Below are 24623 nucleotides of genomic sequence, written 5' to 3' on the forward strand. Positions count from 1 at the left end.
ACGGGGTTATGGAAAAGCGGGAAATTGCCAATACCGGGGATATTATGGAACTGGTGAATAGTTTTTATGATAAAGTAAAGGCAGATGACGTGATCGGGTTTATTTTTAACGATGTAGCAAAAGTAGACTGGTCGCGTCATTTGCCGGTGATGTACGATTTCTGGGAGAGCCTGTTGTTGGGAAGTGGCAGCTATGGCCGCAATGTAATGGACCCGCATTTTAAACTGAATAAGCTGATTCCCCTGGAACCAGTATTTTTTGAACGTTGGCTGCAATTGTTTGAAGCCACCGTTAACGAACGTTTTACGGGAGAAAGGGCCACCCAGGCCATTTCCCGTGCCAGGTCCATCAAAGGCATCATGTCTTTTAAAATGGACCAGATCAATCACCCGGATAAGGGGACCGATAAAAATATCCCATTGGTTAACCCTGGGCATCAACAATAATATAATCCATTTGTATGCAACCATTAGCGGAGCGTTTAAGGCCGGTAACATTGGATGAACTGGTTGGGCAGGAGCATCTTACAGGCAAGGATAGTATTTTAAGAAAAGCCATAGAAAATGGAATGATCCCCTCCATGATTTTGTGGGGACCTCCCGGCGTTGGTAAAACTACCATTGCCAACATTATTGCGCATACGTTGCAGGTGCCGTTTTATACGTTGAGCGCTATTTCGGCTGGTGTAAAGGAAGTGCGGGAGGTGATAGAAATGGCGAGAAGGCAGCGGCACGCCGTATTATTCATCGATGAAATTCACCGCTTCAATAAATCGCAGCAGGACGCGCTGCTGGGAGCCGTCGAAAAAGGTATTATCACCCTGATCGGCGCTACTACGGAAAACCCTTCCTTTGAAGTAAATGCGGCGGTACTGTCGCGCAGCCAGGTGTATGTATTGAAGCCGCTGGGCAAAGAGCAGCTCATGCAGCTATTGCAACAGGCTATGGAGCGGGACGAGTGGCTGCGCAGCAAGAAAATTGAATTAAAAGAAACCAGTGCGCTGTTTAATATCTCCGGTGGAGATGCCCGGAAATTACTCAATCTCTTTGAGCTGGTGGTGACCACGTTACAGGAAGATCCTATCGTGATCACAGATCAGAAAGTAATGGATATTGCCCAGCAACGGGTGGCTATTTATGATAAGAGTGGCGAACAACACTATGACATTATTTCTGCCTTTATTAAATCGATCCGCGGCAGCGATCCCAATGCAGCAGTGTATTGGCTGGCCAGGATGATTGAGGGCGGAGAAGATGTGAAGTTCATTGCCCGCCGGCTGGTGATACTGGCATCGGAAGATATCGGCAATGCCAATCCCAATGCTTTGCTGCTGGCCACCAACTGTTTCCAGGCGGTGAATATGATCGGTTATCCCGAGTCCCGTATTATCTTATCACAATGTGTTACTTACCTGGCGGCATCTGCCAAAAGTAATGCATCCTATATGGCTATCAACAAAGCCCAGGCAGCAGTGTCCAATACCGGCGATCTGCCCGTGCCTATGCATATCAGGAACGCCCCAACGAAATTGATGAAGGATATGGGCTATAGCCAGGGATACGCATATGCCCACGATTTTGAGAAAAATTTCGTGGAGCAGGAATTTCTGCCGGATGCACTAAAGGGAACGAAGTTTTATGACCCGGGGAACAATCCGCGGGAGGATGAGCTGCGCCGCTACCTGAAGGCCTTGTGGAAAGAAAAATATAATTATTAAGCGGAAAGCTTAAAGCAAAAAGCTATTGTGGAGAAGAACTTAGCGAGTATTTAAAATTCACTTTAATCATTCTCCACAATAGCTTTTTGCTTTACGCTTTCTGCTTATTCCCTTTCTTTGGCAAGTATCTCAAATACCTGCTCAATCCTTTCCCCATTTTCATCTACCAGCGTAATGGTATGCTTGCCAGCGGCCGGATGCAGCGCCATTTGGTGAAACTCTGTGGTGGTACCAATAAAATGGTCGTCCAGGTGCCAGAATATTTTAATGGCTGTATTCCGGTGGGTAGCGGTGAAGATAGTTTGCCCCGGCTTGCCGTCAATTTCAACGGGCACGAATATACGTGCGCCGGGCTTGGGATAAATCAGTTCCATGGGTGCTTTATCCTGTCCTAATGAGGCGAGGCAGTCTGGTTTGTAAGGGGGCAGCGGTTGATAATAATTTTTGCTGCGATAATAATATTCCTGCGACGGAGGGAGTACAAACCACGACTTATGCTGCATTAACTGTGGCGATTCACAGGCTTCGGTAACCCGCCATTGGCCGGTTCTGTCGAGGTGAATTAGCTGGTGATAAGGACATACTCCCGACCGTATGCCCGCAACGGGCACATAGATCGTGTCTTTTTCATCGCATAGTTCGCTGGCGCGGTAGCCGCTTTTGCGGCAAACTTCCACTTTGGTCAGTTGGGGATAGGGCGTATTAAACCAGCCGCTGGTGTGCAGGAGGCGGAATACGTCGAACAGGATGGGAGCGGCCGTAGCTACGCCGATCAGTCCCGGGCGTCCTTCACCATCAGCATTACCCACCCATACACCCACTACATATTGCGGGGTTACGCCAATGGCCCATCCATCCCTGAAGCCGAAGCTGGTGCCTGTTTTCCAGGCAATACGCTGGGAGGAAGAAAACTGTTGCCATAACAGTTCTTCACCGGGGCGCATTACTTCTGTCATTGCCTGGAAGGCGTACCAGATGGAGCCGGCGTCGAGCAGCCCGTTTTTGCTGAGGCCATAGCGCGATGGACGTTGAACATTGAGTTGATAGTTAGGTGGATGAATGTCATCCATATCATATTTCCCTTTGTATTGCTCCATATGCAGGAGTGTGCGGGCCATGCTGGCATACATGCCGCACATTTCCCAGAGGGTGGTTTCGCCGCCCCCGAGGATCAGGGATAAGCCGTAGTGGTCGGCCGGTTTATTGAGTGTGGTAATACCTATTTTTTGCAGCAGGGCATGAAATCTTTCGTACCGGTATTGTTGCAGCATGCGCACCGCCGGGATGTTGAGCGACCGTGCCAGTGCGCGGGATGCAGGAACGGCGCCATCGTAGCCCAGGTCGAAGTTCTGCGGAGAGTAGCCGGCAATCTGCGTAGGAATATCCGGGATCAGGGTGTGTGGCAGTATCAGGCCGTCGTTGAGCATGGCGGCGTATAATACGGGTTTCAGGGTGCTGCCGGGACTTCTTCTTGCCTGGATAATATCCACATGACTTTCCAGTTCGGCGTTGGAAGGCTGATAAATGTTTCCTACATAAGCGAGGGTGTTGCCTGTTTCAACATCGACTACCAGTACGGCGGCATTGTTGATGCCATTGGCTTTATAAGCGTTATGGTATCGTTCGGTGATGGCAGTGGTATTTCGTTGAAGATCGGCTATTACAGTGGTTTTGATGCGGGTTGGTGCAGCTGATTTTTGCTGCTGGTAGTCGCGGCGGAATAGATCCAGCAGATGCGGGGCATCTTGTGGAAGTGGTAATGGCTGATCGGGTAAGGGTTCCAGCTTGGCCAGCTGACAGGTAATACTATCAATGCTGTGCTGGCGGTGAAGTTTGTCGAGCAGCTGGTTACGTTTGCTGAGCAGGATAGCCCTGTTGCGACCCGGGTGTACGAGCGCGGGACTGTTGGGTAAAACAGCCAGTGCAGCCATTTCACCCCAGGATAATAAATCTGCTTTACGCCCGTAATAACGCCAGGCCGCGGCTTCCAGGCCTACTACATTTCCGCCGAAAGGGGCATTGGCAGCGTATAGCGCGATAATTTTATTTTTTGAAGCGGCAAATTCCAGGCGGGTGGCCAGTACGGCTTCCACCATTTTTTGCCAGATGTTACGGGGTTGATTGCGGGAGAGACGAATTACCTGCATGGTGAGGGTGCTCCCCCCACTCACTACTTTTTTGCCCCGGATATTCTGACTGATAGCACGACTGATGGCAAGCGGATCTACTCCCCAATGATAATAGAAGCGTTTATCTTCGTAGGCCACAATACACTTTTTGAATTTTTCCGGCACATGCGGATTATAAGGAAACCGCCACTGGCCATCCGGTGCTATGCTGGCGTTCAGCAGATCGCCGTTGCTGTCTTCCAGCACATAAGAGGTGGCGGTGGTAAAAAGCTGCCGGGGTAAACAGCAATAATAGGCAATGAGCAGTACAGCGGCTGCGCTGAGCCACCATTTCTTTTTAATGCACCATTGCCGGAGTGTATGTAGCTTCATCAGGGTGTTCTGGGTCAAATAAGTATTGTGCGGTCAAAGATAATGTTTTGGGCAGTTACTGTGGCGGAGATGTGACCACCCATAAATACTTCTCCCCCAAAAAATATATTTTGTACTAATTGGTAAAATATATACCTTCACAGCAGTAAAGCGTGAGATGATGATGTGAAAGTGATACCGGGCAAGTGCTACCTGCCCTTTTTTTAAAACCATTATTGTACTAAGTAGTACAAAATAAAAAAAGATATGAAAGCAGCTGTTTCTTCCTCCATCTTGCACAAGAAAGTGCGCGTTCGCGAACTGGATATTTTTTACCGCGAAGCGGGACCTGCACAGGCGCCAGTAATTTTATTGCTGCATGGTTTCCCTAATACTTCTCACATGTACCGGGACCTGATCCGGGACCTGGCGGGAAACTATCGTGTGATAGCGCCAGATTACCCGGGCTTTGGGCTCAGCAGCCGGCCGCCGGTAAGTGCGTTTGCATATACGTTTGATCACCTGGCCAACATCATGGAAGCATTTATCGATACGCTGGGGCTTACCCACTTCGCCTGGTATATGCAGGACTACGGCGGACCTATAGGATTTCGTATTATCAGCCGGCGCCCTGAGCTCGTAAAAGCGCTGGTGATCCAGAATGCCAATGTGTATGAAGATGGCCTGGGGCCTGGCGTGCAGGAGATTGGAGCGCTGCAGCGGGCGGGTGACGAGCAGGCATTACATACCGCCATTGCCAATAAATTATCCCTGGAGTATATAAAAAATGAGCATCTCTTGGGCGCCGCCAACCCGGAAAGGGTGAGTCCCGATAGCTATGAACTGGCCGCTTTTTATATGAGCAGACCGGGTATGGAAGAAATACAGGTAACGTTATTCCATAACTATAGCACCAATTTTCCGTTGTATCCGGCATGGCAGCAATATCTGCGTACTTATCAGCCGCCGTTGCTGGTGGTATGGGGCAAGAATGACCAGATCTTTACCTGGCCCGGCGCCATTGCCTATCAGCGAGATGTGCCAGCTGCAGAGATACACCTCCTGAATGGTAGTCATTTTATGTTGGAAGAATACCATGAGCAAGTGGCTTCGCTGATTAGCGATTTTATGGAGAAGATATAAAAGGTAGGAATCCTTATTGATAATTTATGTGAAGGGTATCTCTGGAGTAAGGGATATCCTTTTATTTTTTCATCATCATCCATAGCAGCAGTACGGCCAGGTCATTGCCCAATGAAGCTCTCAGCAGGCGCAAGGCTTTTCGCATATGCTGTTCTACGGTATTTACAGAGATGTTGAGCCGCTCCGCCACCTCTTTGTTGGATAACTGGTTTTCCCGGCTTAGCAGGAATACGGCTCTGCATTGAGTAGGTAGTTGTTGTATCCTGGCCTGCAGACGGGCTTCCAGCTCTTTTAACTCCAACTGGCTGTTGTTCTCCCTGGCCAGCGGCATATCATCTATAAAGGCTTTTTCTTTCTTTAATTGTGCCAGCTGCTGGCGATGATAATTAAGGATCCTGTTCTTTAACGCCACGAACAAATAATTTTCCAGTACCGTAGCGGGTTGCAGCGAGGGCAGCTGCTTGTAAAGGGATATAAATACATCCTGTGCCAGCTCCTGCGAAGCTTCGAGGTGGCCGGTCTTTTTATAGGCGATATTGACAAGCCGGATAAAGTGCCGTTCATACAGCCTATCAAACGCCTGGGGTTGGCCCTGTTTGAATAATGCAATTAACTCAAGGTCGGTATGGTAAGATTTCGGTTTGATAACGGAATAGTTTGATCTCAAATTTAATAATAAATCGTTTTTTATCTAAGTGCTATTATTCCTTAATAATTTATTTAAAATAAAATTTCAATCGGCATAACGGTAGTCGGTTAAAATGGTGTTTTTATATACAGACGTCCATTTTTTTATATGATGAGCCCTCAATATTTATTAACGCTCCTTGAAAAATACAGGGATGGCGCCTGTACAGAAGAGGAGTTGCGGCAATTGAATGACTGGTACGACGCCCTGGGCGCGCATTTGCCGGATCAGTTGCTGGATGCCGGCGGCGAAACCGCCCGGCAGTTGACCCAACAGGGATTGGCCTCTCTGAAGGAAGGGCTGTCTATTGAAGATGCTCCGCATACGGCAATAATTGTAAAGCCATTCTGGCGGAGGGCCGGCAGCTGGGCGGCCGTTTTCCTGGGCATGCTTATGCTGGGCGGTACGGTATGGCTATTACAACAAAAGCAATCACCGGCAGTGGTAGTTGATAATGGCTTGCAACAGGTAGCAGGATCGGATTACAACCGTTATATTATTTTACCGGATAGCAGCACCGTATTATTACATGCGGGCAGCCGCCTGGAATACCCTGCATCATTTAATGGCAGCAACAGGGAAGTCAGTCTTTCAGGAGAAGCCTATTTCGACATACGGCATGATAGCGCCAAAACTTTTGTGATTAATACGGGTAAACTGCGTACTACCGTACTCGGAACCGCATTTAATATAAAAGCTTACCCCGAGGCACGTGAAATTACCGTGTCGGTAACGAGAGGAAAAGTAAGAGTAGAAGATGAGCATAAGGTGTTAGGGGTACTGACGCCCGATCAGCAGATTGTATACAATACCCTGGCCGCCACCGCGGAGCAACAATCGGTGAATGCGGCCGCGAAGATAAGCTGGGTGCGCGAAGATATGGTATTTGAATCGACCTCTTTTGATATGATAGCCGCCGCGCTCAGTAAGCGTTACCAGGTAAATATCCGGTTCAGGAATGAGGCATTGAAGCATTGCCTGGTCAGGGCCTCTTTTACCGGCACGGAGTCGCTGGAAGAAGTGCTGGATGTAATTTGCCTGGTACGGAATGCATCTTATACTATCGAAAACGGCCATGATATAACAATAGATGGAAAAGCTTGTGTAGCAGAATAAAAACTAAATTGTTTGCCTATGCTGTATTAATATCTGACTTGTAAAATCACCCATTTACATTGTGGTTATTGTGGATAGCGGCGCTCCGGAAACGGGGCAGGGAGATGCTATGGGGTATGATCAACACCAACGTCTCATTTATTCCTAACATATAAAACTAACTCACGTTATGCGTACATCCATGGCTGTGGTAACACAGCTTGCAGGTATTTTTTTGTCATATTTAAACCGTAATGCCCGACAAGTTATGAAGATCAGTACTATGGTAGTGGTAAGCGTCCTGTTCCTGTCGCAAATGCTGATGGCGGCAAGCGGCAGCGCACAGAATATTTCCACGAAGAAGATCACGCTGGCGCTCAGCAATGAATCATTGCGTAACGCCCTGGTAAAGGTGGAGAGCCTTTCCGGCTTTCGTATTGCATTTCCTCCTGAACAAGTGCGCCGGTTCAGGAACGTCAGCCTGGCGAAAGGTACCCGCACCGTGCAGGAAACGCTCGAGCTGTTATTAGCAGATACGCGGCTGAGCTTTAAGCAACAGGATGATATTGTCATCATCTTTCAGCCATCCGTATCCGGAAAAAGTAACCTCGAAGAGGACACGCTCAGCAGCCAGTTGTTGCCTGCCGCGGCACCACAACAACAGGTTCGCACCATTATTGGTTCTGTTATAGAATACAGAACCAATACCCCGCTGCCCGGCGTATCCGTGCAGATAAAAGGTACTACCCGCGGTACGCAAACGCAGGTGGATGGTACTTTTAGTCTCCAGGTGCCCGCGGCTGCGAAAACATTGTTGTTTTCCTATGTTGGTTTCGAAACCAAAGAGGTGGAAATTGGCGTGACCAACTCTGTCAATGTAGCCCTGAGTCCCGCTAATATTGGTTTGAAAGACGTAGTGGTAGTGGCTTATGGCGAACAAAAGAAAGCTACCGTAACAGGAGCTGTTGCGTCTATCACCACCAAAGAGCTGACGCAGAGCCCTGTGTCCAATCTTACCAATGCCCTGGCAGGCCGGCTGCCAGGGCTGATCACCACGCAACGCAGTGGTGAACCGGGAGTAGATGCCAGCACCTTCTATATCCGTGGAGTAGCTACGCTCAACAATGCCGCTCCCATTGTAATGGTAGATGGAGTGGAACGCCCGATGGATTACGTAGATCCTAATGACGTAGAAAGTGTGACCATCCTGAAAGACGCCGCCGCTACCGCCGTATTGGGTATGCGGGGCGCCAACGGAGCAGTACTGGTTACTACCCGGCGGGGACGGGCAGGTGCGCCACAGGTAAGTTTCCGCGCCTCCATGGGATCGCAGGAACCTACCCGTATACCCGAATACCTGGGCTCATACGACTATGCCCGGCTGCTGAATGAAGCGCTGACCAACGATGGCGCTCAAAAAGCATTTACCGATCAGCAGCTGGAAGGATTTAAGAATGGTACATTGCCTAATACAGACTACTATAAATTTTTGATGAAACCGTCCAAAGTGGCGCAGGGCAACCTGAACGTGAGCGGAGGCGGAAATGTAGCCCGGTATTTTATTTCCGCAGGTTATAACCTTGCAGAAGGGAACTACCGTCATACCAAGGAAAATGCAGATGGCTACAATGGCAATAACGCCATGAAACGTTATAACCTGCGGGCTAACGTAGACGTAGACATTTCTCCCAATCTCACTGCCCGCCTCGATGTGGCAGGTATACTCACCGACCGGACAGATGGTAACAACGCTGCTTCAACCGTTATTAACCTGGCCAACAGGCTCCCGCCTACCAACCCTATATTTAATCCCGATGGCTCTATGTGGGGAAACGGTACCTATACCGCCAATATGTTTGGTGAAATTTCACAGAAAGGATACAGACGTTATTATAACAATGCCATGCAGGGAACCTTTGCCCTCACGCGTAAACTGGATTTTATTACCAAAAACCTGAGCATTAAAGGATCTTTTTCTTACGATAATACCAACTCTCCTTCCGCTACTTACAGCCGCAGCTACGCGGTGTTTGAACCCTTGTATAATGCCAATGGAGAGCTTACCGGCTATAAGCAATCCGGTACCGATACCAAGATAGATCCAAACGGTACTTTTGGTGGTGGCGATGCCGTTCGGAATACTTACTTTGAGGCCGTGATGAACTGGAACCGGCAGTTTACATCGCATGAAGTAACCGGTATGTTACTCTGGAACCGCCGTTTACAGGAATATAATTCTACTATTCCCTATGCCTATCAATCCTTGTTATTCAGAGGAACGTATAATTACAAGCTCAAATATCTCCTGGAAGTAAGCGCCTCTTACCAGGGTTCTGAGAACTTCCCCAAGGAAAGCCGCTATGGCTTCTTCCCTTCCATTTCCGGTGGATGGGTAATATCTGAAGAGCCTTTCTTCAAGGATAATATCAAAGCAGTCAGTTTCCTTAAGATACGCAGCTCTTATGGAGAAGTAGGTAACGACCGGGCTACCAACGATCGTTTCCCCAGTGCTTCTAACCGCTTTTTGTGGTTTACTTCGTGGGCAGGCGCCGATCCTTATTATTTCGGTACCTCTGCGCAACAAGCCAATGGCTGGGCTCAGGGTTCTATCGGAAACCCCAATGTTACCTGGGAGCGTGGCCGGCAGGTGGATGTAGGACTGGAAGCGCGTTTCTTCCGCGATAGGTTAAGTATGACGGTAGATTATTTCCGGCAGGAACGCAGCAAGATATTGATACCACGCAGTACTTTATCAGACGTATTCGGACAGGGTATTAAAGCGCAGAACATTGGTATCGTTAATAACAAGGGAATTGAGGTGGAATTATCTTTCCAGGATAAAATTGGACAGGTTTCCTATAGCATAAAACCCAACTTTACCTATGCCCGTAACAAGATTATTTACCAGGATGAAGTAGCCCGTGCTTATCCCTGGATGCTGCGTACCGGCCATTCGGTGGGTACCAAATTCGGATTGATTGCAGAAGGATTTTTCAAAGATGCTACAGACGTGGCGAATAGCCCTTCCCAGAACTTCTCTGCCTATGGCCCAGGCGATATCAAGTATAAAAAACTCACCGGCAAAGAATACGATTATATACAATCCAGTTTCGATGAAACAGCCATCGGTTATGCACGTACACCGGAAATTATGTATGGTGCTTCTATGGGACTGAGCTATAAAGGATTTGATTTTTCTATATTATTACAGGGAGCAGGTCATTCTTCCGTACAGCTGAACAATGAATCGGCCTATGAATTTTTCCAGGGAGGTAAAGTAAAGCCCATTCACCTCGGCCGCTGGACGCCTGAAACAGCGGATGCGGCTACCTATCCCCGTTTACATGCTACCACAAACGGCAACAACCATCGTGCATCTTCCTTCTGGATCAGGAGTGGCGACTATGTAAGAATCAAGAATGCAGAGTTGGGCTACCAGCTTCCAAAGCAATGGATCAAACGCGCGGGGCTTAATTATTTCCGTGTATACGTTAACGGTATGAATTTCTTTACCTGGGATAAGCTGAAAGATTTTGGACTGGATCCGGAAGTTAACGATGGCAATGGCGCCATGTATCCCATTCAGAAGATCTGGAATTTTGGTATAGATGTAAGGTTCTGATATAAAAATAAATCCTAAGAAATGAGATCACAATTCAACGCAATTATATTTTCTATACTTCTCCTCTCCACGTTGGGCGCCTGTAAGAAAAATTTCCTGGACAGGGCCGCCACCACGCAACAGCAGGATGCAGATATATTTACCAATTTTGCGACTACCGACATGGTCGTGAATAACCTGTATTCGCGCATCCGGGGCGCCTATGTATATTGTGGCGGATACTCCATGTCGTCCGCTACCGATGAAGCCAAGGATGCTTCCAGTTGGATGGCTTCCCAGAACTTCAATAATGGATCCTGGTCCGGTAGCCTGAACCCGATTGGTAATACCTGGCGCGACAGCTATGTAGCTATCCGTCAGGCCAATACTATCCTGACTAACATCGTAAAATATAAAACACCGGATGACGCCAACAATCCTGGTTTCCTGGAAAACAGGGTAGGTGAAGTATATTTTCTACGGGCCTGGTACCTGTCGGAATTGATTCGCCAATTTGGGGGCGCCATCATTGTTACCGATATAATAGACCAGGATGATAAAGTAGCATTGAACAAACCCAGGAACAAATACGATGAATGCGTAGCGCAGATATTGTCCGATTGTGAGGAGGCCTATAAGCGCGTGCAGTTCGCCTATCCTGCCAACCAGGTGGGGCGTGTAACCAAAGGTGCCTGCCTGGCGCTGAAATCACGTGTGTTATTGTATGCAGCCAGTCCCTTATGGGCTATTGCCGGAAAAAATGGCTTCCAGGCAGATATTACCAGCGGAGCGGCGGCTACAGATCCGGAAAAATGGCGTAAAGCAGCAGATGCAGCCAAAGCGGTGATAGACCTGAAGGATGGTAGTAATGCGATCGTATACCAGCTGGAACCTACCCTGGCCGACCGTCAGAAGATGTTTACCAGCACTACGCTCCAGAGCCGGGAAGTGATCTTTGAACGTATGCGTGAAACCAACCAGGACTACGACAAATACATGTTCCCTTACGGCAGCAATGGCTGGTCGGGTTGTGCACCTACACAAAATATTGTAGACGACTACGAAATGAAAAACGGTTTGCCTATCACCGACCCTGCTTCGGGTTATGATGCTGCCAGACCTTATATCAACCGTGATCCCCGGTTTTATAAAGATATTACCTACAACGGAGCTACTTTTAAAAACCGTAAAATAGAAACATTTACCGGTGGTAAAGATGAGCAAAGTACGGCCACAGACCATACCCGCACGGGCTATTATTGCCGCAAGCTGGTAGATGAAAGCATTACCGCCAACCAGGGATCTTCAACGAGGCTGGTGCATGGCGTCATTTTCCGCCTTTCCGAATTTTACCTGAGTTACGCCGAAGCATTAAATGAATATGATCCTGGCAATGCAGATATCCTGACTTATGTAAACTTCATACGCCAGCGGGCGGGCCAGCCGGTAATCCCGGCGGGACTTAACCAGCAACAGATGCGCCAGCGTATCCGTAATGAAAGAAGGATAGAGCTGGCATTTGAAAATCATCGTTTCTGGGATGTACGCCGCTGGAAAATTGCAGAGAACACAGAAAAATCTATGTATGGTATGAAGGCGATTGTAGATGCCGCCGCGCCGGATGGCTTCCGTTATGAACGTTTCAAAGTAGAAGACCGGCTATGGCGCAACGCCATGTATGTGATTCCTCTTCCGGTAGACGAAACCCTGCGCAATGTGAACATGGTGCAAAACGCCGGGTGGTAAAAGAAAGGGGGTGTTTCTTATAAAGAAACACCCCCTTTCTTTTACTAGTCACTTTTCTATTTTACTACTTCTATCCATTTACCTGGCTGGAAAGCATGTATGGTATTGTCATACATGGCTTCGCAGGACGTGGCCGGCAGGTAATAGCGGCCCAGGTAAGCGGCGTTTAGCAATACATTGTAAGTACGCTTTTTGTTTTCTTCGATGTTGAAATAAGTATATACCCTGTCATCACGGATATCCATATACGTAGATGGCGAAGAGTGGAACGCGCTGTCGTTTTCCATTAAACGGGTATTCAATATTTCCCATCCGGACGGGAAGATCTGCGACAGGGCCATTTGCTCGTAATAGCCTCGTTTGCCGGGGTTGGTAAGGGTAACAGTAGCCATGAAGTCGCTGCCCTGGCGTAGTGTAGACGGATCCAGTGGTTTGCCGTCGCGGGTGCTGTAGCTCACCTGCATGCCCAATACATCAGGATTGTTGGTGGCCACCGGCTCCTGGCCGGCATCCGGTTGGCCCTGGAGGATAAGCCGTACATACAGCACATTTTGCCCATTGTTCTGAATGCTTACACTACCAGCAGCACCATTGAATGTAACAGGCACTTGTGTAACAAATGACTGACCATTCACATTACCTTTTGCTCCGTTGAGCGTATAGCTGAAACTCATCTTGCTACCGCCTTTATTATTGCCACAGTATTTAGCTACTGCAATCAGGGCGTAAGCAGTTGTTTGTGTACTGTACCATTGGTCGTTTTGCGACAAATGAGCGGCAACCTGTTTCACCATATCGTTGGCCGTAGTACGTTGGCCAAGGATGGTAAGTGTTTCCAGTATCATGGCTTTATCGCGCAGGTCGGAGCCGAAGGTGCCTCCCAGTTGCTGGTAAGGTTTCACTTCGGTGCTCAGGCCGCGCACAAGGGACTGTGCCACTTCTGGTTGACCGGCCAGTTTATAGGCTGCTGCCAGTCGCCATTTAGCGGGAGCAGACAAATATTTGAATTCTTTGAGCCTGTTCATGGCGCCCAGTTCCGGCGATTTAGCCAATGCCAGCAAATACAGGCGGTACGACTGTGTAAGATCGCCACCATAAAAATTGAGCGTGCTCGGAGCCCAGGTACCGGCTTTATTCCGCTGGTATTTCTTCCATTGGTCCAGCAGTCCCGGAGGAAGGGTGTAGCCTTGTGCCTGTGCTTCTATGAGGAAATGACCGCCATAGTTGGTGCCCCACTCATCGGAGTTGCCTTCGCCCGGCCAGTAGCTGAAGCCACCATCTGAGGTCTGGAAGCTCTTCAGGCGGTTGATACCGGCCTTCACATTCCGGTCTATTTCTGCCAGCTGGCTTTCTTTCAGGTCCATCAGCTGATTGAGCACGAGTTGAGGGAACACTCCAGAGGTAGTTTGTTCAATACAGCCATGTGGATATCCTATCAGGAATTGCAAGCGCTTGCCGAGGTTCAGAGAAGGAATGGTAGATACTTCCAGTACGCCGGAGTTGGTGCCTGCCATGCCTACCGGGCTGAATGCCGACTGCCAGCTCTTATTGCCTTCCAGTGTATTTTCAATGATGTTGGTAATAACAGGGTTAGGATTGCGAACATTCAGTTCTACATTTTCTTCTGCCCTTTCGGCGCCACTGGCAGCTACCACTTTTATTTTAGCTACGCCGGTGAGTGGTTTTACTTTTACATCAAAATAAACAATCTGTTCTCCTGGTTGGGAGAAGGTAACAGTTTTGGTATGTTCGCCTACTATTTCCAGCAGTGGGCTGGTGCTCAGTGTTACGCTGGCATTGCGGATACTGGGCTCCAGGCCAAATACGGTTACCGGGAGTTGTATAGTTTCCGATGGACCCAATACGCGGGGAGCAGTGGTGAGCAGCATCAGTGGTTTTTTCACTGCCACTGTTTTTTCTGCGGTGCCATAAGCGCCATCCTGTCCGGCTACCACCATGGCTTTTACCGAACCGATGTATGGAGGTAATTTGAATTTATGGGTTTGTTTCTGTCCTGATTTCAGGTAGAAGGGGCCCATATATTTTACTACCGGTTTGAAGCGATTGGCTTTGGCGCTGCCGGCATTTTTATTGAGTCCTTCGTCACCACCGATACTGAGTATGCGGTCCATATCTGCGCCCCAGGCGCCAATCACGTAATCGAACAGGTCCCATGTTTTTACACCCAGCGCTTCCCGGGCATAGAAGGAGCTATGCGGGTCAGGTGTTTTAAAGCGGGTAAGGTCCAGCAGCCCTTCATCTACAATGGCGATGGTGTAGGTCATGGCCTTACCATTACTTTCGCTGATGCTGATGCTGGCTTCTGTTTCCGGTTTGAGTTTATCCGGCATGCTGATCACCGGTTTCAGTATGGTGCCCGGATCTTCCACGGAAATAGGAATGGTGCCATACATACGGATAGGCAGGTCGTTGAGCGTTTGTGCGTGTGGTTGCAGCAAACTAACGTTCACGTATATATTCGGCGTCATATTCTTTTCCGCCTTGAATTTAAACGTGGTCTGTCCTTGTTTGGTAGTGATCCAGTAAGACTTCAGCACTTTGCTGCCGGATTCTATGCTGATCAGTCCCCGTCCGCCTTCGCTGCTGGGGATGGTGAGGTTAATATCTTCACCGGTTTTATAGTTTTGTTTATCGGAGGTAAATACCAGCATAGAAGCCTCTGCCGGGTTTTCTTTCTGCATTCTTTCTGCCCATCCCGGCCAGTCGATATACACTGCTTTACCGGCAGTATGGCCGCTTTGGAGGTCTTTTACCCTTACCAGGTATCTGCCCCAGTCGGGCGAGTTAACCCGAAGGTCCCATTTACCTTTACCATTCTGGAGGGTAACGGTTTCTTTGCTCAGCAGCTGGTTATAGCTATCCTGGGTGAAGTTGGAGAAGTCTTCCTGTTCGCTTTCATCCCACCACCATCTCCATTTTATTTTGTAGAGTTCTACCTGTACTTCGCGGCTGCCGCTGGTCAGGTTACCGTTGCCATCCACATCTACCAGTTCAATTGTATGCGGCCGGTCGGTGAGCAACATACCGGTAGTGCGGTCGCCAGCCGGCATGCGCAGCCCTGCATAGGAAGTATAAGGGTTATAAGGCATGGAGAAATGGTCGATACTGAAATCGCCCCCGGGTTCAAATACTTTTACTTCAAAGTTCGCCTTCAGCTGGCCTGGAGGCAGTTTGCCCAATTGTATATCGGCGTTTACAGGTGCGCTGCCGTTGTCGTTCAGGGCGCCTTCGAAGATGGTTTTATTTTCCGCGCCGAAGCGGTTTACCGGGTCGTCGAAGGAATAATCTGCAAAGTTTTTAAAGCTGGTGGTTTGCTCGGTGAGCGATACATCTACCTTCGCTTTCAGGTGCTGCGCGGTAGCGCCAAAGAGCCACATGGCCGACAAGGTGCCGGTGGCGCCGGTTTTGGAGAGGGCAGTCTGGCTGCCGAAATCCATTTTTATTTTCAGCCGGTTCGGTTTCACGGTTTCCACGCGTACATTCTTCTGGAAGGTAGCGCCGCCCACTTTTACTTTAGCTACCCAGCTGCCGGTAGGATCGTCAGGGCCGGTGGCTGTAGCAAAGCTATAGAACCCGTTGAGCCCCTGGTGCTGGTTAATGCGTTTATAGAGCTGTCCTTTCGGATTGTATAACTCCATGGTAACGGGGTGGTCTGCCGGGAGTTTCTGTCCTTTATCTTCCAGTATAAAGGTGAGATAGATAGAATCGCCGGGGCGCCATACGCCGCGTTCACCGTACAGGAAGCCTTTGATACCGTTTTGTACCTCTTCTCCTTTTACGTCGAAGCGGCTTAATGGCAGCGAGCTTCCATCGTCGAGCTTGAGGTAACCTCTTTCATGATCTTTCTTGGCGATGAGGAGGTAGGGCTTGCGTTTCAGCTCAAAGGAGGCCAGGCCTTCCCCATCGCTCTTGGTTTTGAAGATCACCTGGTTTTGGTAATCGAGCAGTTCCAGGTCAACGCCTATCATTGGCTTGGTATCGCGTATATCGGTTACGGCTACCAGCATGCTGTTGTCATTACCTCTTTTGGCGATGAGGCCAATGTTGGAAGCAATGATATTGCGGGATGCCCATTTGTCTTTGCTGTAGTAGGAATTAGAGCAGGCATCATTGCGGCGGTCCCAGTTATAACCGTAGGGATAGTAGCTATCGTAGCGTTGCCAGAAGGAGTCGTCGTCATCAATTTTTTCGCCGCCGCCATAGTATTCATCTTCTCCTTCTTCGTCTGAGTAGCTGCTGTTGTCGCTGTTTTTGGAGGTATCAGCGGAGCAGGCGGTCATGGCATACGATTTACGGAAGCCGATGGTGATGCGGTAAATAGCACCTGGCTCGGTGCGCAGCATTTTGTCGAGGTCGAGGAAGAAGCGGTTCTTTTTGTGCAGGTTGAGCGACTTATCCACATCGAGGCGGATGGTTTTTTCCACTACGGGTTTGCCTACACGCCGCAGTTCCTGGCTGCCGTCGAGGTCATTGCGTTGCAGGTATTGCGGTACATTGTTTTCATAGATTTTGATAATGGAAACGTCTACCGCATTGAGGTTTACGGCTTCGAAGGGCATTACCAGCTTGTTGCTTTCCGGGAGGATCACGCCTTTACCGGGAATGCTGACAGAAGGCAATGTATTTTCAAAATTCACATTGGCGCTGAATGTGTGGCCTAATCGTTTATCCGTGATGTTGAGTACGCCTTCGTTAACGATCACGTTGTAGTTGCCTTCCAGTCTTACGGGGGCATATACGCTTACTTCGCTGCCATCGATGGTGTAACGGAGATCGCTCTGGCCGGAGATACCGATCAATCCTTCCAGGGTTTGCGCTACGCTGATCGGATCGGAGAACTGTACCAGCAGGTGTTGTTCCGGGTCGGAAAGGGCTTTAACCGCCAATACTTTAAAGTCGCCTACAGCAGGTACTTCTATGGTTGTTTTACCTTCATTGTCTACTTTGAGGGGGGCGCCATTCCAATGGAGCTCCAGGTTGCGGCTAATATTACCGCGTGCAATATTGGCAATGGTAAAACGGGAGGTACGCTCGGTAGCATTATGTTGCCAGGTAACAGGTAAATTTTTCCCGGCGTATTGTGCACCGAGTATTTTTTCGATGGTTTGGGGATCTTCCACATCGGCGGTATAGATAGCGCCGGTGAGGCTCATTTGATCGAGTGTATTGTTGGTACTGGCTTTCAGTCCGAAGTTTTCTACAGAGAAAGCCGGTTTGATAATTTTAAATTCAAAATCGAAAGATTTAAGTTCTTTGGGAACCTCCAGTATTTTGCCCAATTTAAAGGTAGCCTGGTAGGTTTTGCCGGGTTGCAGGTTTTCATCTGGCCTGAATTCAATGGTGGTGGCATCTATCCAATAGGATTTACCCTTGATGGAGGGAGAAAATTCAAAGATTTCCTTCTCCAGTGGTTCGTTCTGGGTGTGGGTAATATTGGTTTGGCCTGTAAGGTGAATGCGGACAGCACTTTGTTTGGAAATGATCCCGGCCGTATATGCCTCGATATACCTGGCAAATTCGGGGTTCATTTCTTTACGTGTGCTCCGGCAACCACTGACAATAAACAGGATAGCCATGAAAAAGAGCAATGCAGCTACAACAGGGAGCCGTTTGATTGGGTGCATCAGTAAGGAGAATTAGGGTGATTAACTGGTGCGAATGTCGGGAAAATTCTTTAGAAAGCAGAAAGCTAGGCTTTCTGCTCCCCTTTGTCAAGCCGGATATATTTATCGACACAGGCCGGTAGCTCTTCTTCATAGTGGGTAACGTAGATGAGGGTTACGGCCATATGATCACAGAGTTGTTCTATTACTTTCTTAAAGTGCATTTTTTGTTGGGCGTCCAGTCCCTGGCAAGGTTCATCGAAGATGAGCAGGGGCGGATTTTTTACCAGCGCCCGGGCCAGCAGCGTTAATCGCTGGGCACTTTCGGATACCTGTTTAAACGGTGTTTTTTCGTGCTCCGAAATGTTGAGTACACTCATCCATTCACGGGCCATTTGTACCTGCTCCGGTGTAGCAGGACGGGTACTACCAATTACATCGGTAAACCCAGAGCAAATTACCTGCAGGCAGTTGTCGCGGGAAGTAAAATACTGGTGCAGTTCCGGGGATACGAAGCCTATTTTTTTCTTTATATCCCAGATACTTTCCCCTGAGCCGCGCTTGCGGTCGAAGAGCCATAGTTTATTAGCGTACGCCTGGGGGTTATCACCATTTACGAGGCTCAGTAAAGTAGATTTTCCCGCACCGTTAGGACCCAATAGTGCCCACTTCTCATTAGGTTTTACCACCCAGTTGATGTTGTGGAGGATGGTGTTTTCACCATATTTAATATGGATGTTTTCCATCCTGACAATGGTGTCGAAGGTAGCTTGCGGACTATTTTGCACCAGCGTATTTATTTTATCTGCTGCTATGGCCGGGAGTTGTATTTCCTGGATAGCCGGTAATGGCAGTTGTACAAATTCCTGGCGTGTATACTTGCCTGTTATACTCCCATTATCGAGGGTGAGCACGTGGGTAATATGTTCAGGGATTTCATGGGGAGAAGTAGCCAATACCACAGTGGTACCACCGGCAATGATTTCATTGATCATAGCACTGAAGTCTTTGCGTGCCTGTACATCCAGTCCTATATAGGGATTGTCGAGCATCAGCAAGGGAGGCTGTTGCAGCAAAGCTTTGGCAATCATTACCCGGCGGGTTTCACCATTGGATAGTTTGATCAGTCTTTTTTCCATCAGCGGCGTTATGCGCAGGGCATTGATCAGTGGTGGAGTAGCCGTAATTTCCAGGTATTCCATCACCGTAGGCGAATTATCTGCATCCATACTGTTGAAGCGCTGCTGATAGTAGAAGTCGGTGGTAGTATTGGAAAGGTTGCGGAAAGTATGATGATGTCCTACCATCGCTATCAGGTTGCGATAATTGAACCAGGGATCAGTGATGGTATGCTCCCGGCACCAGTCGTCATAAAAGTGGTAATGAATGCTACCATTTATTACATTGAATTTACCGAGAATGGTATTTAACAAAGCTGTTTTGCCGGAGCCACTGGGGCCGGTGATGGCCCACTGTTCACCTTTGCTGATTTGCCAGTTGAGGGTATTGAATAGTGTTTTGTCGAGATATCTGACGGTGATATGTTCCAGGGAGAGGAAGGGTATTTGTTGGTGTGTCATGATTGTACGATTGGGCTCAATATTCATCTATCGGGTATAAAATTAACAGGATTATTGAAAGCATCTTATATTTTTATACGAAATTGAGGTTATGAACTGGAAGATAAAATCCTTTGAGGAGCTTAGCACAACAGAACTCTACGCTATTTTGCGTTTGAGGAGCGAGGTGTTTGTGGTGGAGCAAAATTGTGCGTACCAGGACCTCGACAATACCGATCAGCTGGCGCTGCACCTGATGGGTACTGATGATACCGGTCGGTTGCTGGCCTATACGCGGCTTTTTCAGCCGGGCATCAAGTACCAGGAAGCTTCTATCGGGAGAGTGATTACCTCTCCGCTGGCGAGGGGCACAGGCGCTGGCCGGGAGCTGATGGAGCGGTCGATCGCCATGGTGCAGCAGCAATTTGGAACCGTACCTATCAAGATCGGTGCTCAGCAATACCTGCAACGTTTTTATACTTCGCTGGGTTTTGAACAAACCAGCGATACTTACCTGGAAGATGGTATTCCTCACATCGAGATGGTGAGGAGCGCCCACGGTACTCATACCGTATAATGCCAGCGGGGGAAACTGGTACGGATATCTCCACACCGGTTTCCCCCGATTATTTATTTCTCTCCCGAAAAACTTACCGCTTCGGTATTTTCTTTTGTTTTATTTCCACTTTAGGTGCATGTTCCTTCAGCCTGTAGAAAGGAATAACATAGGAAATGGTGTATTGTACATCAAATACCGCTCTTTTGGAGCCACTGCCAAAGCCGGGTATTACCAGTGGCGATATTTCATCTGTTTTTACGCTATTGATCAGGATACGTTCACGTATATTCCAGCCCATAAAGAAATTCTTCAGCACTTCTGCTTTCAGGCCTACCAGCAATTCCACCCAATGGGCGTTGACATTGGTTTTAGGCACGCTGCCACTCAGGTGATCGCCCCAATAGGGACTGTTGATGGAATAAGTAGGTACGGAATAGTTGAAATGTGAAAACCCATAGCGGATACCGCCGTAGAAGATATTCTTTTCAGTAGGGTATTGTCTTTTCAGAAAATTATAATCTACTCCTAATGTTACGAACATACCGTTTCCTTTATAGGTGTAGGTAGAATCGCTATAGGGCGTATTGGCATATCCGCCTTCAAAGGCCGCATACAGGTTGCTGTTGATGCGGGCATCTGCAACGATAGTCACTTCTTTTCTATAAGGGTAATAGATGGCAGAAACGATACGGCTAAGATCCACGCCTATCCGCAGGCCACCCGGAATATACCAGGAGCTGTCTTTAAGCGGTATGGCCATTTTTTTAGCAGTATCCACCACTGCTTTGTGGGTGGTATCTGCCAGGATGGCCTTATGTATGCTATCCCGTTTAGCTGCTGCCGGTTGCTGGGCCGATACAGCGAGGCTGCAAAGGATACTACTGATTAAAGAAAAACAAAGTAAGATGCGTGTCATTACTGCTGATTACTGACTTATTATTAATCTGGAGATCGTTGATGGTATGCCGGGTAGCGATAACGGTATCCAGTGTGAAGTAGGTACCAAAACCGCAACCGGGAGATATAAAATGCTTTGCACGTGTATACCTTACGGTTATAGTGTCTGCTACCAGTGAGGAATCTACCTTCAGGTAATACTGGCTGCTGTCGGCTACCGGGGAGAGCGGAAAAAAGAGATTGCCCAGCGGTTGCCTTTTGTAAATGCTATCCTTGCCCAGGGCAAAAGCCGTTACTTTGGGCATGATGGTATCTCTCACTATTCCCTGGCTATCGCGGGAAAAGTGAATATGAAGACTGTTGCTTAATGTCTGGTCACATACTTTCGTTTCATTTTCGCAGGCGATGAAGCCGGCGAAAATGAAACAGGTAAGTAGTATTTGGTAAATGCTTTTCATGCTTGTTAATGCAGTTGGCAAGATATTAAATTCCCAGCTCCTTTTTGAGGAAACGGGCGGTATGGCTGTCTTTACAGGTGCTTACCTGTTCGGGCGTACCGGTACATAAGATGGTACCTCCACCTCCACCCCCTTCGGGGCCGAGGTCTACGATATAATCAGCCATCTTGATAACATCCAGGTTATGTTCTATCACCAATACGGTATTCCCCCGGTCTACCAGTTTATTGAGTACGGCCAGGAGTAATTGAATGTCCTGGAAATGCAGACCTGTAGTGGGTTCGTCCAGGATGTAAATGGTTTTGCCGGTATCTTTTTTAGATAATTCTGTGGCCAGTTTTACGCGTTGGGCTTCTCCTCCGGAAAGGGTAACGGCCGACTGCCCCAGGGTAATATATCCCAGTCCTACATCCTGCAGGGTTTTTATCTTGCGGTAAATCCAGGGAACGGGTTGGAAAAATTCTACTGCTTCGTCTACCGTCATATCCAGTACGTCGGAGATAGATTTGCCTTTATAGCGTATTTCCAGTGTTTCGCGGTTGTACCGGCGGCCATTACATTTTTCGCAATGCACGTATACATCGGGGAGGAAGTTCATTTCGATTACGCGCATACCGCCGCCTTCACAAACGTCACAGCGCCCGGTTTTTACGTTGAAGGAGAACCTGCCGGCGTTGTATCCCCTGATTTTTGCTTCCGGTACGGCAGCAAACAGTGTTCTGATATCGGTAAAGAAGCCGCAATAAGTGGCGGGGTTGCTGCGTGGTGTGCGGCCTATGGGCGATTGGTCGATTTCTATCACCTTATCGATGAACTCCAGTCCCTTGATGCTTTTATAAGGCATGGGTACGAGCTTGGAGTCGTACGCATGTTTCGACAGGATGGGATACAGGGTTTCATTGATCAGGGTAGATTTACCGCTGCCGGAAACGCCGGTTACGCAAATGAAAGTGCCCAGGGGCATTTTCAGGTTTACGTTTTTCAGGTTATTGCCGGTAGCGCCTTTGAGTTCCAGGAAGTTGCCGTTTCCTTTGCGGCGCTGGGCGGGTATTTCCCCGGCTGTATTGCCGTTGAGATAGCCGGCGGTAGGTGTATCGAGTTTGAGTATGTGCTTAGGAGTACCCTGGGCGATGATTTGTCCGCCGTGTATACCTGCGCCTGGACCGATATCCACGAGGTGGTCGGCATGGAGCATGATATCTTTATCGTGTTCCACTACGATCACGGTATTGCCCATTTCTTTCAGGTTGCGGAGGGCGTCTATCAGCTGCATGTTGTCGCGTTGGTGCAGGCCAATGCTGGGTTCATCCAGGATGTAGGTGATACCCATGAGCTGGGAGCCTATCTGGGTGGCCAGGCGTATGCGTTGTGATTCGCCGCCGCTCAGTGTTCGCGTAGGGCGGTTGAGCGTCAGGTAGTTGAGGCCTACGTTGAGCAGGAATCCCAATCGCTCGCGGATTTCCTTGAGGATATCTTTTGCGATGGCATTCTGTTTTTTCTCCAGGCGGTTTTCGATACCACCGAACCAGGCCAGGAGCTTGTCCAGGTCCATATTACCGAGTTCGGAAATATTTTTCTCATCTATTTTAAAGAAGAGGCTTTCTTTTTTGAGGCGTGCGCCGTTGCATTCGGGGCAGGTGCTCAGTTGCATAAAACCTTCGGCCCAGCTGCGTACGTGATCGGAGGAGGTATCGTTGAAATAACGGCGTACCATATTTACGACCCCTTCATATTCCGTAGCGTAGGCGGTGTCGCCATTGCTATTGCTTTCGCTATAGTCCATGTCGACCTCCAGTTTGCCGTTTTCATCGCCAAACAGGAGTACGTTAAGGGCTTTTTGCGGGATATTGGCGATGGGTGCAGTGAGGGAGAACTTATATTTTTTAGCGAGCTGCTGTACCTGTTTGAAGGTAAAGGTATCGCGTGCTTCTCCCAGTGGTTTAAGGCCACCATCGCTGATAGACACATTATAGTCGGGGATTACCTCGTCCATATTGATCTGGTAGATGCTACCGAGACCTTTACAGCGCGGGCAGGCGCCATAGGGCGAGTTAAAGGAGAAGGTGTTGGGACTGGGCTCTTCGTAGGAAAGGCCGGTATCCTCGCACATCAGTTGTTTGCTGTACTGGCTCACTTTATTGGTATCGTGGTCCATGATGAACAGCAGTCCTTTGCCCATGGTAAGTGCTTTTTGCACGCTCTGGCTGATACGGGTGCGGGCATCTTCCTGTACCTGTATACGGTCTATCACCAGTTCGATGTCGTGGATCTTATAGCGATCCACCTGCATTCTTTCTTTCAGGTCCTGTATTTCCCCGTCTACCCTCACCTTTACATAGCCTTGTTTACGTACCTGTTCAAACAGTTCGCGGTAATGGCCTTTACGTCCGCGCACGAGCGGGGCGAGGATGGCCAGTTTTTTATTTTTATAATGTTTGAAGAGGTGCGCGAGGATTTCTTCCTCGGAGAACCGCGTCATGGGTTTGTTGGTATTATAGGAGTAGGCGGTGCCGGCGCGTGCATAGAGCAGGCGGAGGAAATCGTATATCTCCGTAATAGTACCCACGGTGGAACGGGGATTTTTATTCGTTGTTTTTTGTTCTATAGAAATAACGGGCGACAGACCGGTAATCTTATCCACATCTGGTCGTTCCATGTCACCTATAAACTGCCGGGCGTAAGCGGAGAAGCTTTCCATATAGCGGCGTTGTCCTTCCGCGTAGATGGTGTCGAATGCCAGTGATGATTTACCACTGCCACTGATACCGGTAATGACAACCAGTTTATTTTTGGGCAACAGGAGGTCCAGGTTTTTCAGGTTATGCTCCCGTGCGCCAAAGATGGCTATTTGTTCATCTGCCGGGGCTTGCGCAACGGAGCCAGCGGGTACATTCTCTTTTTTCTTTGCCATAATATTAAACTACTAAGCTACGTGAAAAAGCGGAAAGCGTAAAGCAGAAAGCATAAAGCTATTATAGCGAACGACCTATGCGATTTTCAATATTCGCTAAGATCATTCGCTATAATAGCTTTATGCTTTCTGCTTTACGCTTTTG

General features: G+C 48.6%; 14 protein-coding genes. 7 read left to right on the plus strand and 7 right to left on the minus strand.

Going from position 1 to position 24623, the window contains the following annotated elements; all coding sequences use genetic code 11:
- Positions 1-8 precede the first annotated feature (8 nt).
- Together HGH91_RS12605 and HGH91_RS12610 are read left to right on the plus strand one after the other, a co-directional pair.
- The gene (locus tag HGH91_RS12605) at positions 9-446 is read left to right on the plus strand and encodes a group III truncated hemoglobin (RefSeq protein WP_211092273.1); all 438 of its coding nucleotides are present in this window, start codon (positions 9-11) and stop codon (positions 444-446) included.
- A 14-nt stretch (positions 447-460) separates the two neighbouring features.
- The gene (locus HGH91_RS12610) at positions 461-1717 is read left to right on the plus strand and encodes a replication-associated recombination protein A (RefSeq protein WP_168738769.1); all 1257 of its coding nucleotides are present in this window, start codon (positions 461-463) and stop codon (positions 1715-1717) included.
- 104 nt (positions 1718-1821) lie between these two features.
- Here HGH91_RS12610 and pbpC read toward each other — a convergent pair whose 3' ends face one another.
- Positions 1822-4218 (minus strand): penicillin-binding protein 1C, encoded by a 2397-nt coding sequence (gene pbpC, locus HGH91_RS12615; RefSeq protein WP_168738770.1) that lies wholly within the window; start codon positions 4216-4218, stop codon positions 1822-1824.
- 246 nt (positions 4219-4464) lie between these two features.
- Here pbpC and HGH91_RS12620 point away from each other — a divergent pair, with 246 nt between their 5' ends.
- Entirely contained in the window at positions 4465-5340 is an 876-nt protein-coding gene (locus HGH91_RS12620; RefSeq protein ID WP_168738771.1) for an alpha/beta fold hydrolase, read from the plus strand.
- A 61-nt stretch (positions 5341-5401) separates the two neighbouring features.
- Here HGH91_RS12620 and HGH91_RS12625 read toward each other — a convergent pair whose 3' ends face one another.
- Positions 5402-6007 (minus strand): RNA polymerase sigma-70 factor, encoded by a 606-nt coding sequence (locus HGH91_RS12625; RefSeq protein WP_168738772.1) that lies wholly within the window; start codon positions 6005-6007, stop codon positions 5402-5404.
- A 129-nt stretch (positions 6008-6136) separates the two neighbouring features.
- Between HGH91_RS12625 and HGH91_RS12630 the strand changes: the two genes are divergently transcribed.
- The 3 genes from HGH91_RS12630 to HGH91_RS12640 all read left to right on the plus strand — a co-directional run bounded on the left by HGH91_RS12630 (position 6137) and on the right by HGH91_RS12640 (position 12470).
- Positions 6137-7144 (plus strand): FecR family protein, encoded by a 1008-nt coding sequence (locus HGH91_RS12630; RefSeq protein WP_168738773.1) that lies wholly within the window; start codon positions 6137-6139, stop codon positions 7142-7144.
- Between the two features lie 247 nt (positions 7145-7391).
- Complete coding sequence (locus HGH91_RS12635; RefSeq protein ID WP_168738774.1) at positions 7392-10745, plus strand: TonB-dependent receptor; 3354 nt, start codon at positions 7392-7394, stop codon at positions 10743-10745.
- A 21-nt stretch (positions 10746-10766) separates the two neighbouring features.
- Positions 10767-12470: a RagB/SusD family nutrient uptake outer membrane protein gene (locus HGH91_RS12640; RefSeq protein ID WP_168738775.1), complete on the plus strand. Its 1704-nt coding sequence runs from the start codon at positions 10767-10769 to the stop codon at positions 12468-12470.
- Positions 12471-12526: 56 nt separating this feature from the next.
- Here the strand turns inward: HGH91_RS12640 and HGH91_RS12645 are convergent, their stop codons facing one another.
- Both HGH91_RS12645 and HGH91_RS12650 read right to left on the minus strand, forming a co-directional pair.
- Positions 12527-18115 (minus strand): alpha-2-macroglobulin family protein, encoded by a 5589-nt coding sequence (locus HGH91_RS12645; protein WP_168738776.1) that lies wholly within the window; start codon positions 18113-18115, stop codon positions 12527-12529.
- 65 nt (positions 18116-18180) lie between these two features.
- The gene (locus tag HGH91_RS12650; RefSeq protein ID WP_168738777.1) at positions 18181-19674 is read right to left on the minus strand and encodes an ATP-binding cassette domain-containing protein; all 1494 of its coding nucleotides are present in this window, start codon (positions 19672-19674) and stop codon (positions 18181-18183) included.
- A gap of 91 nt (positions 19675-19765) precedes the next feature.
- Between HGH91_RS12650 and HGH91_RS12655 the strand changes: the two genes are divergently transcribed.
- Positions 19766-20230, plus strand: coding sequence for a GNAT family N-acetyltransferase (locus tag HGH91_RS12655; protein ID WP_168738778.1), 465 nt, complete (start codon positions 19766-19768; stop codon positions 20228-20230).
- Between the two features lie 73 nt (positions 20231-20303).
- Here HGH91_RS12655 and HGH91_RS12660 read toward each other — a convergent pair whose 3' ends face one another.
- From HGH91_RS12660 to uvrA, 3 genes are read right to left on the minus strand one after another with little or no spacing between them, the layout of a single operon-like run.
- Positions 20304-21128 carry a DUF6048 family protein gene (locus HGH91_RS12660; RefSeq protein ID WP_168738779.1) on the minus strand — a complete coding sequence of 275 codons (825 nt, stop codon included), beginning with the start codon at positions 21126-21128 and terminating at the stop codon, positions 20304-20306.
- Positions 21091-21567, minus strand: coding sequence for a DUF6452 family protein (locus tag HGH91_RS12665; protein ID WP_168738780.1), 477 nt, complete (start codon positions 21565-21567; stop codon positions 21091-21093). Before HGH91_RS12665 ends, HGH91_RS12660 begins: the two co-directional genes overlap by 38 nt.
- Before the next feature lie 25 nt (positions 21568-21592).
- Positions 21593-24478, minus strand: a complete 2886-nt coding sequence (uvrA, locus tag HGH91_RS12670) for an excinuclease ABC subunit UvrA (RefSeq protein WP_168738781.1) — start codon at positions 24476-24478, stop codon at positions 21593-21595.
- Positions 24479-24623 lie beyond the last annotated feature (145 nt).

This window comes from Chitinophaga eiseniae (assembly GCF_012641265.1).
Taxonomy (GTDB): domain Bacteria; phylum Bacteroidota; class Bacteroidia; order Chitinophagales; family Chitinophagaceae; genus Chitinophaga; species Chitinophaga eiseniae_A.

Bases quoted from the DNA above. Each gene is read 5' to 3' on its own strand.
- HGH91_RS12605 (WP_211092273.1), top strand. From the start codon at position 9: ATGGAAAAGCGGGAAATTGCCAATACCGGGGATATTATGGAACTGGTG.
- HGH91_RS12610 (WP_168738769.1), top strand. From the start codon at position 461: ATGCAACCATTAGCGGAGCGTTTAAGGCCGGTAACATTGGATGAACTG.
- pbpC (WP_168738770.1), bottom strand. From the start codon at position 4,218: ATGAAGCTACATACACTCCGGCAATGGTGCATTAAAAAGAAATGGTGG.
- HGH91_RS12620 (WP_168738771.1), top strand. From the start codon at position 4,465: ATGAAAGCAGCTGTTTCTTCCTCCATCTTGCACAAGAAAGTGCGCGTT.
- HGH91_RS12630 (WP_168738773.1), top strand. From the start codon at position 6,137: ATGATGAGCCCTCAATATTTATTAACGCTCCTTGAAAAATACAGGGAT.
- HGH91_RS12635 (WP_168738774.1), top strand. From the start codon at position 7,392: ATGAAGATCAGTACTATGGTAGTGGTAAGCGTCCTGTTCCTGTCGCAA.
- HGH91_RS12640 (WP_168738775.1), top strand. From the start codon at position 10,767: ATGAGATCACAATTCAACGCAATTATATTTTCTATACTTCTCCTCTCC.
- HGH91_RS12645 (WP_168738776.1), bottom strand. From the start codon at position 18,115: ATGCACCCAATCAAACGGCTCCCTGTTGTAGCTGCATTGCTCTTTTTC.
- HGH91_RS12650 (WP_168738777.1), bottom strand. From the start codon at position 19,674: ATGACACACCAACAAATACCCTTCCTCTCCCTGGAACATATCACCGTC.
- HGH91_RS12655 (WP_168738778.1), top strand. From the start codon at position 19,766: ATGAACTGGAAGATAAAATCCTTTGAGGAGCTTAGCACAACAGAACTC.
- HGH91_RS12660 (WP_168738779.1), bottom strand. From the start codon at position 21,128: ATGACACGCATCTTACTTTGTTTTTCTTTAATCAGTAGTATCCTTTGC.
- HGH91_RS12665 (WP_168738780.1), bottom strand. From the start codon at position 21,567: ATGAAAAGCATTTACCAAATACTACTTACCTGTTTCATTTTCGCCGGC.
- uvrA (WP_168738781.1), bottom strand. From the start codon at position 24,478: ATGGCAAAGAAAAAAGAGAATGTACCCGCTGGCTCCGTTGCGCAAGCC.